14 protein-coding genes are annotated in these 15,511 nt (G+C 63.8%); 7 read left to right on the forward strand and 7 right to left on the reverse strand.

All coding sequences use genetic code 11. From position 1 onward, the window contains the following. Window positions 1–105: 105 nt before the first annotated feature. Window positions 106–1,044: a LysR family transcriptional regulator gene (locus tag JQ641_RS21780; protein ID WP_211997984.1), complete on the forward strand. Its 939-nt coding sequence runs from the start codon at window positions 106–108 to the stop codon at window positions 1,042–1,044. Window positions 1,045–1,083: 39 nt separating this feature from the next. Here the strand turns inward: JQ641_RS21780 and JQ641_RS21785 are convergent, their stop codons facing one another. After that, a complete protein-coding gene (locus JQ641_RS21785) occupies window positions 1,084–1,974 on the reverse strand; it encodes a sigma-70 family RNA polymerase sigma factor (protein WP_211997985.1) in 891 nt (296 codons plus the stop codon). Window positions 1,975–1,991: 17 nt separating this feature from the next. Further along, window positions 1,992–2,300, reverse strand: coding sequence for a hypothetical protein (locus JQ641_RS21790; protein ID WP_211997986.1), 309 nt, complete (start codon window positions 2,298–2,300; stop codon window positions 1,992–1,994). A gap of 210 nt (window positions 2,301–2,510) precedes the next feature. Here JQ641_RS21790 and JQ641_RS21795 point away from each other — a divergent pair, with 210 nt between their 5' ends. Next, on the forward strand, window positions 2,511–3,785 hold the full coding sequence (locus tag JQ641_RS21795; RefSeq protein WP_211997987.1) for an NAD(P)/FAD-dependent oxidoreductase: 1,275 nt from the start codon (window positions 2,511–2,513) through the stop codon (window positions 3,783–3,785). A gap of 125 nt (window positions 3,786–3,910) precedes the next feature. Here JQ641_RS21795 and JQ641_RS21800 read toward each other — a convergent pair whose 3' ends face one another. Genes JQ641_RS21800 through JQ641_RS21810 form a run of 3 tightly spaced genes read right to left on the reverse strand, consistent with a single transcriptional unit; the run spans window position 3,911 to window position 6,725 of the window. Beyond that, on the reverse strand, window positions 3,911–5,125 hold the full coding sequence (locus tag JQ641_RS21800) for an ABC transporter substrate-binding protein (protein WP_211997988.1): 1,215 nt from the start codon (window positions 5,123–5,125) through the stop codon (window positions 3,911–3,913). A gap of 56 nt (window positions 5,126–5,181) precedes the next feature. Beyond that, window positions 5,182–5,505, reverse strand: coding sequence for a 2Fe-2S iron-sulfur cluster-binding protein (locus JQ641_RS21805; protein WP_211997989.1), 324 nt, complete (start codon window positions 5,503–5,505; stop codon window positions 5,182–5,184). A gap of 8 nt (window positions 5,506–5,513) precedes the next feature. Beyond that, complete coding sequence (locus JQ641_RS21810; protein ID WP_211997990.1) at window positions 5,514–6,725, reverse strand: cytochrome P450; 1,212 nt, start codon at window positions 6,723–6,725, stop codon at window positions 5,514–5,516. A gap of 85 nt (window positions 6,726–6,810) precedes the next feature. Between JQ641_RS21810 and JQ641_RS21815 the strand changes: the two genes are divergently transcribed. After that, window positions 6,811–7,335: a MarR family winged helix-turn-helix transcriptional regulator gene (locus JQ641_RS21815; RefSeq protein WP_211997991.1), complete on the forward strand. Its 525-nt coding sequence runs from the start codon at window positions 6,811–6,813 to the stop codon at window positions 7,333–7,335. A 398-nt stretch (window positions 7,336–7,733) separates the two neighbouring features. Here the strand turns inward: JQ641_RS21815 and JQ641_RS21820 are convergent, their stop codons facing one another. Continuing rightward, window positions 7,734–8,948: an ABC transporter substrate-binding protein gene (locus tag JQ641_RS21820; RefSeq protein WP_211997992.1), complete on the reverse strand. Its 1,215-nt coding sequence runs from the start codon at window positions 8,946–8,948 to the stop codon at window positions 7,734–7,736. 112 nt (window positions 8,949–9,060) lie between these two features. On the opposite strand from JQ641_RS21820, the gene JQ641_RS21825 reads away from it, so the two are divergent. Beyond that, a complete protein-coding gene (locus tag JQ641_RS21825) occupies window positions 9,061–9,591 on the forward strand; it encodes a MarR family winged helix-turn-helix transcriptional regulator (protein WP_211997993.1) in 531 nt (176 codons plus the stop codon). A 3-nt stretch (window positions 9,592–9,594) separates the two neighbouring features. Here JQ641_RS21825 and JQ641_RS21830 read toward each other — a convergent pair whose 3' ends face one another. Then, the gene (locus tag JQ641_RS21830; protein WP_211997994.1) at window positions 9,595–11,460 is read right to left on the reverse strand and encodes a feruloyl-CoA synthase; all 1,866 of its coding nucleotides are present in this window, start codon (window positions 11,458–11,460) and stop codon (window positions 9,595–9,597) included. Between the two features lie 175 nt (window positions 11,461–11,635). On the opposite strand from JQ641_RS21830, the gene JQ641_RS21835 reads away from it, so the two are divergent. The 3 genes from JQ641_RS21835 to JQ641_RS21845 all read left to right on the forward strand — a co-directional run bounded on the left by JQ641_RS21835 (window position 11,636) and on the right by JQ641_RS21845 (window position 15,504). After that, complete coding sequence (locus JQ641_RS21835) at window positions 11,636–12,127, forward strand: MarR family winged helix-turn-helix transcriptional regulator (RefSeq protein ID WP_211998016.1); 492 nt, start codon at window positions 11,636–11,638, stop codon at window positions 12,125–12,127. A gap of 266 nt (window positions 12,128–12,393) precedes the next feature. After that, window positions 12,394–14,187 carry an allophanate hydrolase gene (atzF, locus tag JQ641_RS21840; RefSeq protein WP_349628599.1) on the forward strand — a complete coding sequence of 598 codons (1,794 nt, stop codon included), beginning with the start codon at window positions 12,394–12,396 and terminating at the stop codon, window positions 14,185–14,187. 213 nt (window positions 14,188–14,400) lie between these two features. Further along, window positions 14,401–15,504 carry an ISAs1 family transposase gene (locus JQ641_RS21845; protein WP_211997996.1) on the forward strand — a complete coding sequence of 368 codons (1,104 nt, stop codon included), beginning with the start codon at window positions 14,401–14,403 and terminating at the stop codon, window positions 15,502–15,504. Window positions 15,505–15,511 lie beyond the last annotated feature (7 nt).

The following is a 15,511-nucleotide window of genomic DNA, read 5'->3' on the forward strand; positions in this document are numbered from 1 at the left end:
GGAGCTTTCGGTCTGCGGAGTGCACCTTGCCCAATGCTGTGGTTTTTGAGCTATCATATCCAATGAATTGTTGACGCCAATACATACCAATTCTGGAATGTGTCGATGAAAAGCCCCCGCAAGCGGAAGACCCGGCTGCTAAGCCGCCTTCGTCCCTCGCAACTCGAACTGCTCGCCGCGATGGAAAGGACGGAGACACTGAGCGCCGCCGCCCGTGAAGTGAATCTGACCCAACCGGCGGCGTCGCGCCTGCTGCGGACATTGGCATCCGATCTGAACATCGGCCTGTTCGAACGCGTCGGACGGACCTTGAAGCCGACGGCCGCGGGACGGACCCTGGTCCGGAGGGCCGCGGGGCTGATTGCCGATATCGACCGCACGCAACAGGAACTCGAGGCGATCGATGGAGGCCTGATTGGCGCGGCCAGCATCGGCGCTGGCGTGAGCTCTTGCTACGTCATCGTACCGCGGGCGCTGAGTCTGCTTTTGACGGAGGCGCCGCGCATCAACGTCACCGTCCGCGAAGGGCCGATGGACGAACTTCTCACCAGATTGCACACCGGCAACATCGACATTCTCGTCGGGCGCTTCTCCAACCACGTCCAGAACGCCGACATCGTCACCCGCGAGCTGTACCGGCCTGCTGTCAGGGCGGTCTGCGGACCCGATCATCCGTTGGCAAGAAAACGCACGACGGGCTGGAACGACCTGATGGTGTATCCCTGGATCCTGCCGGAAAACGGCACCGCGATGCGCAGCGCCGCGGAGACTCTGTTTCGAAAGCAGCGGTGCCGGCCCGAACGTTGCCTGGTGGAATCATCGTCGATCCAGACCAATGTCGCGTTGATGAATGGTTCCGACCTGATCTGGCTGCTTTCAGCCGATGTCGCGGAATACTTCTTCAAGCTCGGCGCGCTTCGCATCCTCAACGTTCCGCCGCAGGCCGCTCCGGGAGCGTTCGTGATGGCGCATCTTCGCGGCCGTAGTCTCTCGCCTGCCGCGCAGCGCTTGTCGGACTGCCTGGTGAAAGCCGCGGCTACATAGGCATTGATCCTGCTTTGCGGCCCGGTTCGGCACTATGGCTCAAACCAGATATTCCGCCCCCTCGATGATGTAGGGCGCGTGGCGGAAATCCCTGATGGTCGCGACCTTGTCGGCCGACCAGTCCAGCAGCATGAAATATTTCGGCTGTGGGTTGGGCTCATTTGGATCGAACACCAGGATGGCCGGCTGCCCCTCCACCAGGCCAGGCACCAGATGCCAGTCGCTGACCTTGGAATAGTTGCCGAAATAACGCGACACTTCGGCCTTGCCGGTCATGCGGGTCTTGTTGACGAGATCGAGCCGCACGTCGTCTGATATCATGGCGCGGATGGCGTCGAAATCCCGCGCATTGAAATGGGCGACGTAAGCGCCGAGCCGCTTGCGATCGGCGTCGGATAATTTCGGCTGCGGCGCATCGTCAGGCTCATCGGCATATTTTCGAAGTTGCGCGCGGCCGCGAACCAGCGCGGCCTTGGCGGCGGCAAGGCTCACATCCATGACCGCGCAGATTTCCGCCAAGGAACAACCCAGCACGTCCATCAGGATCACGGATGAGCGTTGCGTCACGTTGAGGCGCATGAAGGTGCGCAGGCTGGCGCTGGCGATCTGGCGGCTTGTCACGGCATCGAGCTGGTCGGCCATCATGTCCACCTCCACAACTGAATGAAGCGCCTCCTGGCGCTTGCGCCTACGCAAAAAGTCCAGCGCGGTGTTGTGCGCGATCCGGAACAGCCAACCCTCGGGATTGCCGATCGGCGTGGCGGCAGCGAACGCCTCCACCGCCTTGATCAGCGCGTCCTGCAGCACATCCTCGCCGTCGATCACCGAACCCACCATGCGCGCGCAATAGCGATGCAGCTTTGGCCGCAGCGCGACCAGAAGCGCGTCGATATCCGTCGCAGCTGGCGAAGCTTCAGGTATCTCTGTCATTCTCGCTTCCGAAGACCTCACGCCTCGCCCAGCATCCGATAATTGCCGACGATGGTAACGGCGCGCGCCAGTGGCGGCTCAGCGCAACGCTCCCGAATACCGCTCTGGAAGGCAACAAACGATGCCAGTTTGGGCAACGCGCTGGCGCCGTCGTCGGCCGTGGTCTCGACGAAATGGATGAACGTATCGTCTTCCAGCCGCAGCGAGAGATAACTGACGCCTTCCGGCTGCAGCGCCTTCAATTCGGCGAACACCGCCGCAACCAGATCGGCGTTCTTCTCGGCCATTTCGGGCCTGGTCTTATACCTTATCAGGGTGCGTTTCATCTTGCCGTCTCCATGGCGTGGGTGTCTCGAGCCAAGGACGTTTGGCGGCAGGCAAAGGATGCAGGCGTCCGAAGAATATTTTTGCGGCCGTCCTTGGCACCCTCAACGATGCGTTTTCGTTATCGGTCGATTGGCAAACACACCTTGGATGCAGCGCACAAATAACTACATTGTCAGGGCACGAAGACACTCAAACCGAGGTCGGATTCCATGACGACAGCGCCGAAAGAACCGCACCACGTGGTGATCGTCGGCGCCGGTTTCGGCGGGCTGGAAGCCGCCTTCGGGCTTGCCGGCGCACCCGTGAAAATCACGCTGATCGACCGGCGCAACCACCATTTGTTCCAGCCGCTGCTCTATCAGGTTGCCACCGCATCGCTGGCGACCTCCGAGATCGCCTGGCCGATCCGCTATCTCCTGCGCGACAGGCCCGATGTCACGACGCTGTTCGCCAACGTCAATGGCGTCGACGCCGCGGGCAAACGGGTGCTGCTCGATGACGGCGAGGCGCTGCCCTATGACACGCTGATCCTCGCCACCGGTGCGCGCCACGCCTATTTCGGTCATGACGAATGGGAACCGTTCGCACCCGGATTGAAAACGCTGGAGGATGCCACCACGCTGCGGCGGCGCATCCTGGTCGCCTTCGAGCGCGCCGAACGCGAGACCGATCCGGCGCGGCGCGCCGCGCTTTTGACTTTCGTCATCATCGGCGCGGGTCCCACCGGCGTCGAACTCGCCGGCACCATTGCCGACCTCGCCAAGGACACGCTGCCGCAGGATTTCCGCAACATCGACACCAGCAAGGCGCGCGTGGTGCTGATCGAGGCAGGTCCCCGCGTGCTGGCGGGCTTTCCCGACGATCTCTCGGCCTACGCACAAACCTCGCTCGAGGGCCTCGGCGTCGAAGTGATGCTGGGAAAGCCGGTGACGGAATGCAGCATCGATGGCGTGGTCTATGGCGACACCAGGCTCGACGCGAAAACCATCATCTGGGCCGCGGGCGTGCGTGCCTCGCGCGCGGCCGAATGGCTGGGTGCGCCCGCCGATCGCGCCTACCGCGTGCAGGTAAAGCCGGACCTGACAGTGCCCGGTCATCCCGATATCTTCGCTGTGGGTGACACCGCAACGATTGCAGATGCGAGCGGAAATCCGGTGCCCGGCATTGCGCCGGCGGCCAAGCAACAGGGCCGCTACGTCGCGGCCCTCATCAAGGCGCGGCTCGGCGGCGGCACGCTGCCACCGTTCCGCTACAAGCATGCCGGCAGCCTGGCGCAGATCGGCAAGCGCAAGGCGGTGATCGATTTCGGCTGGATGAAGCTGCGCGGCAATCTCGCCTGGTGGATCTGGGGCATCGCCCACATCTATTTCCTGATCGGCCTGCGCCACCGGCTCAGCGTCGCCATGAGCTGGCTCTGGATCCATGCCAGGAACCAGCGCGCGGCGCGGCTGATCACGCAGGGGAGCAGCAAGGTTACGGGGTGAGCCGCCAAGCTCCCTGACGCAGCAATCGTAGGGTGGGCAAAGCGAAGCGTGCCCACCGTCTCCCGCATTGCTCGTGATGGTGGGCACGGCGCAAGAGCGCCTTTGCCCACCCTACGGGCCTCCACTCACTTCACTAGCGAGCACCCGCCATCGGCCATCGGCCGGAACGCCTGATCGGCGGGAATCGTTGAAACCAGCTTGTAATAATCATACGGATATTTCGACTCCGCCGGCTTCTTCACCTCGAACAGATACATCGGGTGAATGACCCGGCCGTCCTGGCGGATGGTGACGTCGCCGAACAGCTTGTCCTTGCCCTTGAACTTCTTCATCTCCGGCACGGCATCCCTGGCATGGTCGCTGCCGGTCGCCGCCACCGCGTTGAGATAGGCGAGCGTGGAGGCGTAGACGCCGGCCTGATTGCCGCTCGGCATCTTGCCGTTCATGCCGGGCCGCGCCGCAAAGCGTTTTGCGAACGCGCGGGTGTCGTCATCCATATCCCAGTAAAACGCTTCGAGCAGTTGCAGGCCTTGCGCGACCTTCAATCCCATGCCGTGCACGTCGTTGACGAACAGCAGGAACGCGACCATGGTCTGGCCGCCCTGCTGGATGCCGAACTCGGCCGCCTGCTTCACCGCGTTGATGGTGTCGCCGCCGGCATTGGCAAGCCCGATCACCTTGGCCTTGGAGTTCTGCGCCTGCAGCAACAGCGAGGCGAAGTCGGACGTACCGAGCGGATGCCTGGCCGAACCCAGTACCTTGCCGCCGTGCTTTTCGATGTAGCTGGTGGCCTCGGCCTCGATGCCCTGACCGAGCGCAAAGTTGACCGTGACGAAATACCATTCCTTGCCGCCCCGCCCGACCATCGCCGCCGCCGTGGCGTTGCCGGTGGCCCAGACGTCGTTGACCCACTGAATGGTGTTCGGCGAACAGGCTTTTCCGGTGAGGTCAGAACTCGCCGTCGATGACGCCAGGAACGTCATGCGGGAATCGCGCAGCAGCGAGTTGATGGTGAGGCCGACGGCAGAATTGGGCACGTCGACAATGGCATCGACGCCGTCGACGTCGAGCCATTTGCGCGCGATCGCCGAGCCGACATCGGCCTTGTTCTGGTGATCGGCGTAGACGATCTCGACCTTGATGTTCTTGCCGCCGCCGCCAAAGTCCTCCGCCGCCATCCGTGCAGCTTCTACCGACCCCATGCCGTTGGTGTCCTGGAAGATGCCGGAAATGTCGTTGAGCACGCCGATCCGGACGACGTTTTCGGAAATCTCCGCCCGCGCCGGTCCGAACGCGGCGCAGGATAGCGCGAGCGCCAGATAGACCCTGATATTCTTCATCATACTCTCCCTATGAATGTGATCGTTGTTGTTCCCGGACTGCGCCGGGTTTTGAATCAGATCTGCCGGTCCGGCAGCCGCACGACGAGGCCGTCGAGCTCCGGCGTGATTTTGATCTGGCAGGACAGCCGGCTGTTCTCGAGCCGCTCGGCGGCGACGCCATTGAGCAGCTCATCCTCTTCCTCGCTCATGGGCGCGAGCCGCGCGATCCAGCCCTCATCGACATAGACATGGCAGGTCGCGCACATGGCGTTGCCGCCGCACTCGGCCACGATCTCGTCGATACCATTCGTGGTTGCGACCTGCATGACGCTGTCGCCGGCGCTCGCGTCGATGCGTTCGGAACGGTCGTCGGGACGATTGAAAATGATGGTCGGCATGATCAGGCTCACGCTGCTTTGATGGACACGGGCAGGCTTTCGAGGCCCCGCAGCGTGTTGTTGAAACGCCGCGTCGCCGGCCCCGTGATCTCGATCGCACTGACCCGTTTCGCCAGCGCCGAAAGCACCGCCTCGCCTTCCAGCCGCGCGACGAGCTGGCCGACGCACATGTGGATGCCGGAGCCATAGCCGACGTGACCGCTGGTCTTGCGCGTCACGTCATATTCGTCAGGCCGGTCCCATCGCCGCGGATCGCGGTTGGCGGCGGCGAGGAACATCAGGATTTTCTCGCCCTCGCCGATCCCAACACCGCTGATCTCGACGTCCCGTGTTGTGGTCCGGAAGAACGTCTGCACCGGGCTTTCGAACCGCACCGCCTCTTCAAAGGCGTTGCGCGCCAGCGTCGGGTCGCTGCGCAGCCGTGCCCATTGATCGGGAAAACGCGCCAGGCAGTAGACCGCAGCGCCGATGCCGTTGACCGTGGTATCGAGGCCGGCGCTGAGCAGCGAGCGCACCAGCAATGGCGCTTCGGCCGCTGTGATATCGCCGGCGTCGGCGCGGGCATGGATGCAGGCGCCGAAACCGCCGGGCGCGAGATTTTCGCGCTGGCATTGTTCGGCAACATAGGCCTGATGCGGCGCCGAGCGTTCGATCGCGTCCTGGCGCAGCTTGTTCGGCGGCCCGAACGAATTGAAGACGAGGCTCGCATAGGGCAGCAGGTTTTCGCGCCCCTCCGGCTTGAGCCCAAGCGCATCGGGAAACACGGACAAAGGATAGGCCTCGGCGAGGTCGGCGATGGCGTCGAAGCTGCCTTTGGCGAGCAGCGCCTCGACCCGGGCTTCGGCGGCTGCGACAAAGCTGCCGCGCAATTGCTTCATGACCGTCGGGGAGAGCACCCGGCTCAGCACCGCCCGCGTGCGCGCATGTTCCGGCGGATCGGCCTCCAGAATGATGCTTTGCGGCCGCCAGGCCTTTTCCTTCGCAAAGTCGCTGAGGCCAACGCCGCGGCTGGAGCAGAAGGTCAGGGGATCGTTGAGGACGGCATGAACCTCGGCATGGCGGGCGACGCCGTAGACCTTCCATTTGTCGAACCAGACGACCGGCCCGGCTTCCCGGAGCACCTCGTGGGCGGGATGCGGGTCTTCGAAGAACTCGATCGAGAACGGATCGATGTCCATATGCGGCACGCCCGCCGATGGCGCGAAGCCTGATGCACTCATTCCGACCTCCCAAAGTTTGTTCTTGTAAAGCGCTGGCGCATGTCTCTATCTCTCAAGCCCAGCGTTTGCAGCGATGATCAGGGACATGAGCAGTCAACCACCCGCCAGGAATGCGCGCCGGCCGAGACCGGCGGAAATCGCCAGCGCCGATGACGGCCCGACCCTCGATCTCGAGCGCTACGTTCCGGCGTTCATCACCTTCATCGCCAACAAGCTCTCGAACAGCGCCACCGCGTTCTATCAGCGTAATTTCGGCGTCAACGTCACGGAATGGCGGATCATGTCGCTGCTGGCGATCGAGCCCGGCATCCCGGCCTCGCGCATCTGCCAGGTGATCGGATTCGACAAGGGGCCGGTCAGCCGCACGCTCTCGATGCTGCAGAAACGCGGCCTCGTTGCGATCCGGACCGCTCCGGACGACGGACGCACCCATTCGATATCGCTGACCGCGAAGGGCCGCGCGACCCACGACAAGGTCATCGTCGCTGCGCTCGAACGCGAACGACGGCTGCTGTCCGTCCTGCGCAAGGACGAGCGGGAGGTGTTGATCGACCTGCTGCGCCGCGTCCACGGCAATCTCGATGCGGTCAAGGGCGTCGGCGGCCCGTAGGCGGCCCAGCGCTGGAAACTTAATTTGAAGCGCGGCGGCCCGTGACCCGCCTTGGCTTTCGCCCATCCATACCTCCCTGCGAGACCCGGCAGTTGGACTGCTTTTGTGGCCATCATTGACCGCGAGACTGGCACGAATTAGTTGCCGTGGCAACAATATAGTGTTGCCGAAGCAACGAAATGCTCGGTTGGGAACTTTGGCCACCGGCTTTCTGGCGAAGATCGATAATGGGTTAAACGCTCGTCATGCCCGGCCTTGTGCCGGGCATCCCGTCTTTGCGGTCTCGCGGCCAGAAAGACGTGGATGGCCGGGACAAGCCCGGCCATGACGAAAAAGCGAAAGTACTGACTGCTTTTCGGCCAGCCCCTGAACAATGGCCGCGCGCTGCGGCGCGCCGCCTATTTCGACAGCGGGCAGCCGCCGTCCTTCTCGGGCCGGAACGCGTCCTCGCCCTTGATCGTGCCGACCACTTTCAAAAGGTCCCATTTCGACTGCGACTCATCCGGCTTCTTGACCTCGAGCAGGTAGAGCGGATGGATCTTTCGTCCATCGGCGCGAATGAAACCCTTACCGAACAGCGGATCGTCGGTCGGCATCGCCTTCATCGCTTCGACAACCGCCTTGCCATCGGTGGCGCCGCCGGCCTTGTCGACGGCCTTGAGGTAGTGAATCACCGAGGCATAAACGCCGGCCTGCATGTCGTTAGGATAGTTCTTCTGCGGGTGGCGCTCGGCAAACTTTGCGGCGAAGCGGCGGGTGCCGTCGTTCAGATCCCAGTAGAACGGGTTCATGATCTGCGCGCCCTGCGCCGCCTTCAACGTTAGCGCCGGCAACCCGTTCATGCCGAGGATCAGGCCGACCAGCTTCTGCTTCTGGGTGAGGCCGAATTCGGCCGCCTGCTTCATCGACGTGATGGTGTCGTCGCCGGCATTGGCGATGCCGACGATATCAGCGCCGGAGCCTTGCGCCTGCAGCAGGAAGGAGGCGTAATCCGCCGTTCCCAGCGGATGGCGGACGGCGCCGACCACCTCGCCGCCGGCGGCCTTGACCGCTTCCATCGCCTGCTTTTCGAGATCGTGACCGAACGCATAGTCGGCGGTCAGGAAGAACCATTTCTTGCCGCCCTTCGCCACCACCGCCTTGCCGAGCCCGTGGCCATAGGCGTAGGTGTCGTAAGTCCAGTGCACGGTGTTGGGGGTGCATTTCGCGCCGGTCAGCAGCACGGTTCCGGCGCCGGAGCCGATGAACACCTTGTTTTTCTGTTCGCTGATGCCTGCGACCGCGAGCGCGATCGCCGAGTTCGGCAGATCAAAGATCGCATCGACGCTTTCGTTTTCATACCAGCGCCGCGCGATGCCGACGCCGATGTCAGGCTTGTTCTGGTGATCGGCCGCGACCACCTCCACGACCTTGCCGGCAGCCTTGCCGCCGTAATCCTCGACCGCCATCTGGGCCGCGACCACCGAACCGATGCCCTGGTAGGTCGCGAACACGCCGGACTGATCGTTCAGGATACCAATGCGGACTTTTTCCTGCGCCTGCGCGCCGGAGACGAGCAGCACCGCGGCCGCAGCGACGAGCGGCGTCTTCAGCCGCGAAAAAACATAACCCATCAGGGCCTCCTTGTGTTTACAAACCCAAAAGGCAATCTTCACGCTGCCGAAATTACTTATATAATATAAGTATTTTTCGGAGAGTCAATCTCGACCGGGAATCACCGAACAAATGCAAAAGCCCCGCAGCCGCGCCGCGGCGAAAAAATCGCCGCTGGTTGAAACCGTCGATGACAGGAAAAAGTCTCTCGATCTGAGCGCGTTACAGCAGACGCCCGGGTTCATGATCCGGATCCTGCAGCTCTTGAATTTCGAAGCTTTCTTCCGGCACTTCCAGACGCTGGAAGTGTCGCCGGTCGAATATTCCATCCTCATGACCGTGCGCGACAACGAGGCCGTGACGCAGAGCGAACTCGCCGCCGTGCTCAAGATGCAACTCCCCAACCTCGTGAAGATCCTGTCCGCCATGGAAGAGGCCGGCATCGTGAGGCGGAAGCGATCGTCCCGCGACAAGCGCGCGGTCGAGCTTTCGCTCAGCGCGGCCGGGCAAAGGCGGGCCGATGAGGCAAGCCGGGCTGGCGAGATATTCAACGAACACACGCTCGCCCCGCTCAGCAAGCCAGAGCGGGAGGCATTTCTTCACATGCTGACGCGGCTGGTCGAGGCCTACCGGCGCGACCTTTCGCGAAGCGACGCCACTTGACGCTTAGCCGGCGCAGCCGATCCACTCGGCCGACGTGTCTTGGTCCAGTACCGCCACCGCACCTGCCCGGCGGGTCAGCACCGCGCGCTGGTTGATGTAGCCCTTGTCGGTGATCTCGCCGCCATCGACGGAAGCAGGTTCGGCCAGCAGCAGCGCGCGCGTGGCGTGGCCGGATGAGTTGCTGCCCTGCGCTTTCAGTTTGGCGAGACCCTGTCCGATCGCGGCGCGAACTTTTTCGTGGCCGATGACCTCATCGGCGCCGGCGCTGTCGGGCAGACCGGCATGGGCACGACAAGCGGCGATGTTGGGGAACACCAGAAAACGCACTTCATCGCCGCCATGGCCGGTGACGACAATGTCCTGCGCCAGCGGCGCCAAGGCGGAGATTCCCGCAACGCGCAGCGTGCCGACATTGACCCAGGTGCCGGAGTTGAGCTTGAAATCCTCGGCGACGCGGCCATCGAAGAACAATCCGAGTTCCGGCCGCTCGGGATCGGCAAAGGTCACGGCGTCGCCGATCAGATAAAAGCCTTCCGCATCGAACGCCTGCGCGGAGAGTTCCGGCGCCTTCCAGTAGCCGGGCGTGACATTCGGGCCGCGCACCCGCACTTCGAGCTTGTCGCCTGACGGCACCAGCTTCAGTTCGGTGCCTGATATCGGCACGCCGATATTGCCGGAACGCCTGGCCTGGAAATGGCAGTCGGTCGCGAGCGGCGAGGTTTCGGTCGAGCCCCAGGCCGACACCATCGGCAGCGCCCGGCCGCTGGTCTTGATCGAGAGTTCCTCTAGCGCATCCCAGAGATTCTGCGGCAGCGCGGCACCCGCATAGAAGGCAAACTTCACCTCGCTGAAAAACTTGCCGCATAGTTCGTCGTCACTGCGGAGCGCCGCGATCAGCATGTCAAAACCGCGCGGCACGTTGAAGTAGACCGTCGGCATCACGCTGCGCAGGTTGGCCAGCGACGTCGCGAACAGCCCCGGCGCCGGCTTGCCGCCGTCGACATAGAGCGTGCCGCCATTGCGCAGCACGAGATTGAAATTGTGGTTGCCGCCGAACGTGTGGCTCCACGGCAGCCAGTCGAGGATCACGAGATCGCCCGGCGCCGCTTCGAGGAACGTCCAGGTCTGCGCCCTGGCCTGCTGGCTCGAGGTCAGCATGCGCTGGGTGTTGATCACAGCCTTCGGCGTGCCGGTCGAGCCCGAGGTGAACAGGAACTTTGCAATCGTGTCCGGCGTCACGGCCTTGAAGGCTTGTTCGACGGCCGGCATTTCCGGTGTGGCCGCGATCTTTGGGAATGGGATTACGTCGCCGTCGCTGGGGTCGCTGCTGACGATCGCAGCCGAGTGCAGCGGTGCAATCGCCGCGAGCGCCGCCGCGAACGGTTTGGTGCTGGAGACATAGATCGCGCCGGGCCCGAGCAGGCTGATCATACCCTTGAGCTTGTCGAAATCCCTGGACATCAGCGAATAGGCCGGCGAGATCGCCGCCGAGGGCACGCCGACATGCTGGGCCGCCAGCGCGAACAGCGCGTGATCGACGCCGTTGTCGGACAGGATCACCAATGGCCGCTGCGCGCTCAGCCCCTGCGCCAAAATCCACGCCGCGGCCGAGCGGACCTGCCGCAATGCATCGGCATAACTGACCGTGTTCCACGGCGCATCTGGCGTCTTGCGGTCGGCGAGGAAAATCCGCTCCGGCGTCTGCCGCGCCCAATGTTCCAGCCAATCGCCGACGCAACGCGCGCTTGGCTGCAACGGCACCGTCGATTTCAGGATGATGCTGCCGTCCGCGCGGCGATCGGCTGATATCGCGGGCTTCGCAAACAGCACTTCGGATGGGTCGCGGCCTGCGGCGGCGGCTGTCGTCATCGGTTTCCTCCTCGCGCGGCCCGTCGGCCGCAGGCCTCTGTGGGCCGCTCTTGCGCATATTGTTGGTCGCAACAATTGTTGTCGTCAACAACAATATTTCCTTCCCGGCCGCAAAGCGCTAGAAGGAGAGCGACGCGGGGAGAAGCATGTGTCGAGCAGAGCGACCCAACCAGCCTTGAAAACCCCAGTTTCCGCGAACGGCAAGCGCGGCGGAAATGGCAAGGCACGCCACCGGGAGCAGGACATCGAGGTCGGCCTCGACGGACTGGTCGGCCATGCCGGCTACGCGGTGCGGCGCTTCCAGATCTGGATCTTTCAGGATTTCATCCGGACGCTGGCGGCGGTCGATATCAAGCCGACGCAGTATTCGGTGCTGACGGTGATCGGCGCCAATCCGGGCCTGAGCCAGATGGCGGTCGCCAAACGGCTCGGGATCGAGCGCGCCCGGCTGGTGCACCTCCTGGACAGTCTCGAGGATCGCAAGCTGGTGCGGCGCGTCCAATCCAGGACCGACCGCCGGTCCCACGCGCTGCACCTGACCGCGCGGGGCCAGGCATCGTTGCGGCAGTTCAAGCTGCTCGCGGCCGAACACGAACGTCATGTGGCCGAGAAGATCGGGGCCGAGAACCGCGAGCACCTGCTGCGGATTCTGGCGGCGTTCACCTGAACGCGCGGACGCGACGAACACCAAGGCCTACAGCTGACAACGCCGCCCATAAATTAGGCAGATACTAGGCGCCGCGCTCGGTCCGCGACCACGCGTCGATTTCCGACATGGCAATTAAACCCTAGATATTGCGGGATTATTGCCTTCGGACGGGCTGCACCCTTAATTGTACACAATGGCACATCGCTTGCTTCAATCCGGATGGAACTCCTCGCTTTGGTAAGTCGATGATGACTGACCTCAGCCAACCCAGGACGGGGCATCACGTGACTGAAACCGTTGCTGCGATCGTCGCCGCGCACCGCGCCGGCACCATCACGCCGGCGCAAACCGTCGCGCGCAGCTATCAGCGCATCCGCGACCACAACGATCCCGCCGTGTTCATCTCCCTGCGCGACGAAAAGGACGCGCTGGCGGAGGCGCAAGCACTGAGCGCAAAGGATCCGGCGAACCTTCCGCTACTGGGCGTGCCAGTCGCGGTGAAGGACAATATCGACGCACTGGGTCTGCCGACCACGGCCGCCTGCCCGGCGTTTTCTTACTCGCCGACGCGGGACTCGACCGCGGTCGCAAAGCTGCGCGCGGCCGGCGCCATCATCATCGGCAAGACCAATCTCGATCAGTTTGCGACCGGCCTGGTCGGCGTGCGCTCGCCCTATGGCATCCCGGTCAATCCGGTCCGCAACGATCTTATTCCAGGCGGATCGAGTTCGGGATCGGCCGTCGCGGTGTCGGCCGGGTTGGTGCCGCTCGCGCTCGGCACCGACACCGCCGGAAGCGGCCGCGTGCCGGCGATGCTCAACAACATCGTCGGCCTGAAGCCGAGCCTCGGGTTGATCTCCAATGCCGGACTGGTGCCGGCCTGCCGCACGCTGGATTGCATTTCGGTGTTCGCACTCACGGTGGATGACGCCGTGGCGGCACTATCAGCGATAGCCGGCCAAGACGACGCCGATCCGTTTTCGCGCGACCGGCCGCTCGGCGCGGTCGCGGCATTTCCCGCACAGTTGCGGCTCGGCGTTCCCCGCAGCGGCCAATTGCTTTTCTTCGGCGACCGCGAGTCGGAGCAGGCCTATGGCGAAGCGCTGAAGCGCTTGATATCGCTTGGCGCAACCCTGGTCGAATTCGATCTCGAGCCGTTTTATGAAACCGCACGGCTGCTCTATGAGGGGCCGTGGGTCGCCGAGCGTTATCTGGTGATCCGCGATCTCCTGGCGTCGTCGCCGGATTCGATGCATCCCGTCACGCGCGAGATCACCATAGCCGGCGCGCGGCCGACCGCGGCCGATACGTTCGCGGCGCTCTATCGCCTGCAGGCGCTGCGGCGCGTCGCCGAGCGCACTTTTGGCAATATCGATGCGCTGGTGCTGCCGACCGCACCGACCGCCTACTCGACCGCGCAGGTGCTGGCCAATCCGATCGAGCTCAATAGCCGGCTCGGCACCTACACCAATTTCGTCAACCTGCTCGACCTCTGCGGGCTGGCGCTGCCGGCTGCGGTGCGGACGGACGGGATTCCGTTCGGCATCACGCTGCTCGCGCCCGCCGGCCACGACGCGCAGCTCGCCAGCATCGGCCGCGCGTTTCATGCCGACACCGGACTGAAGATGGGCGCCAAGGGCCTGGCGCAGCCGCCGCTCGCAGCGCTGTCATCGCAACTGAGCGGCGACGAAATCGCGATCGCGGCGGTCGGCGCGCATCTCTCCGGCATGGCGCTGAACGGCGAACTGACCTCACTCGGCGGACGCCTGCTGGAGGAAACCTCGACCGCGCCGGACTACACGCTCTACGCGCTCGACACCACGCCGCCCAAACCCGGCATGCTGCGCGTCGAGGCCGGCGCGGGATCGGCGATCAAGCTGGAGCTGTGGGCGCTGTCGGCGGCCGCATTTGGAAAGTTCGTCGCCGCGATTCCGCCGCCGCTGTCGATCGGTACCATTCGTTTGGCTGATGGCCGCGGCGTGAAGGGATTTTTGGTCGAGCCCGCGGCGGTGAGCGGCGCGCGGGATATTTCAGCGTTCGGCGGCTGGCGCGCGTTCATGGCGCAGAAGGCGGTCTAACGCTCCCTCGCCCCGCTCTTGCGGGGAGAGGGTTGGGGTGAGGGGCCTCTCTCCGAGCAAAGATTGTCGAGGGACCTGTACCCCCTCACCCGGCGCTACGCGCCGACCTCTCCCCGCAAGCGGCAGGGGAATCGCATATGGATTTGGCTCTGCTATTGCATTGAAGGGTAAGACGGATTCTGAAGGAGGCTCCCTGATGATGGAGGGAGTCGGATGCAGAGATTCAAGACTGCTTTTCAGCGATTGCCGGATCCCCGTGCGGACAATGCCAGGCACGACCTTCTGGAGGTTCTGTTCATCGCGCTGGCGGCGGTGCTGTGCGGAGCCGACGGATGCTCGGAGATGGAGGAGTTCGGACAGTCGAAGGAAGGGCTGTTGCGGCTCTTCCTTCGCCTGGAGCACGGCATCCCGAGCCACGATACGTTCAGCCGGGTGTTTCGCCTGCTCAAGCCGCAAGCCTTCGAGAACGCGTTCCGTCATTTCATGGCGGCCTTTGCCAAGGCCAATGGGCTCAAACTCACCGGTGTGATTGCCGTCGACGGCAAGGCTTTGCGGGGTGCCTACGAGCGTGGTGGCCGAGCCACGCCGCTGCAACTGGTCAACGTCTTTGCGGTGGATGCCCGCATGGCTATGGCCCAGCAAAAAGCTGCTGGTCGCAACGAGACGGCGGGTGCTTTGGAAGTGCTCGAGCTTCTGGCCCTCGAAGGCTGCATCGTGACTGCCGACGCGCTGCATTGCCACCGTGCCTTTGCGGCGGCGGTGCGCGAGCGCGGCGGCGATTATGTTCTGGCGATCAAGGCAAACCGCGGGCGCTTGTTCACTGCGGTTACGCAACAGTTTGCGCGATCGGGCAAGCGCAGCGTCGCCGAGCAGATCGACCGATCCACCCACGATCGGCGTGAAGCGCGGCGCGCGACCGTCATGCGCAATACCAGCTTGGCTGCCCTCTACGGCTTTCCAGGCGCCGCTGCCGTGGGCCGGATCACCTCGCGCCGGCGCATGAGAGGGCAGCGTGCCGATGCTCCCGTCGTGCGCCACTATCTCTTGTCCAAATACATCTCTCCCAAGCGGCTGCTGCACGTCACTCGCAGTCATTGGGGTATCGAGAACCAGCTCCATTGGGTGCTCGACGTCCATTTCGCCGAGGACGCCAACCGCGCCCGAAAGGACAATGCCCCCGAAAACCTCGCCATCCTGCGCCGGCTCGCCCTCAACATCCTGCGAGCCAACCCCGATCGCACCTCGATCCGGCGTAAAATCAAGCGCGCCGGTTGGGACGACGCCTTCCTCTTGGCTACCCTCAGCCATATGCGATAGCCCTGCC

Source organism: Bradyrhizobium sp. JYMT SZCCT0180 (assembly GCF_018130165.1).
GTDB lineage: Bacteria > Pseudomonadota > Alphaproteobacteria > Rhizobiales > Xanthobacteraceae > Bradyrhizobium.

Excerpts from the sequence above, each read along its gene's own strand:
- JQ641_RS21780 (WP_211997984.1), top strand. The coding sequence starts at position 106 with ATGAAAAGCCCCCGCAAGCGGAAGACCCGGCTGCTAAGCCGCCTTCGT.
- JQ641_RS21785 (WP_211997985.1), bottom strand. The coding sequence starts at position 1,974 with ATGACAGAGATACCTGAAGCTTCGCCAGCTGCGACGGATATCGACGCG.
- JQ641_RS21790 (WP_211997986.1), bottom strand. The coding sequence starts at position 2,300 with ATGAAACGCACCCTGATAAGGTATAAGACCAGGCCCGAAATGGCCGAG.
- JQ641_RS21795 (WP_211997987.1), top strand. The coding sequence starts at position 2,511 with ATGACGACAGCGCCGAAAGAACCGCACCACGTGGTGATCGTCGGCGCC.
- JQ641_RS21800 (WP_211997988.1), bottom strand. The coding sequence starts at position 5,125 with ATGAAGAATATCAGGGTCTATCTGGCGCTCGCGCTATCCTGCGCCGCG.
- JQ641_RS21805 (WP_211997989.1), bottom strand. The coding sequence starts at position 5,505 with ATGCCGACCATCATTTTCAATCGTCCCGACGACCGTTCCGAACGCATC.
- JQ641_RS21810 (WP_211997990.1), bottom strand. The coding sequence starts at position 6,725 with ATGAGTGCATCAGGCTTCGCGCCATCGGCGGGCGTGCCGCATATGGAC.
- JQ641_RS21815 (WP_211997991.1), top strand. The coding sequence starts at position 6,811 with ATGAGCAGTCAACCACCCGCCAGGAATGCGCGCCGGCCGAGACCGGCG.
- JQ641_RS21820 (WP_211997992.1), bottom strand. The coding sequence starts at position 8,948 with ATGGGTTATGTTTTTTCGCGGCTGAAGACGCCGCTCGTCGCTGCGGCC.
- JQ641_RS21825 (WP_211997993.1), top strand. The coding sequence starts at position 9,061 with ATGCAAAAGCCCCGCAGCCGCGCCGCGGCGAAAAAATCGCCGCTGGTT.
- JQ641_RS21830 (WP_211997994.1), bottom strand. The coding sequence starts at position 11,460 with ATGACGACAGCCGCCGCCGCAGGCCGCGACCCATCCGAAGTGCTGTTT.
- JQ641_RS21845 (WP_211997996.1), top strand. The coding sequence starts at position 14,401 with ATGCAGAGATTCAAGACTGCTTTTCAGCGATTGCCGGATCCCCGTGCG.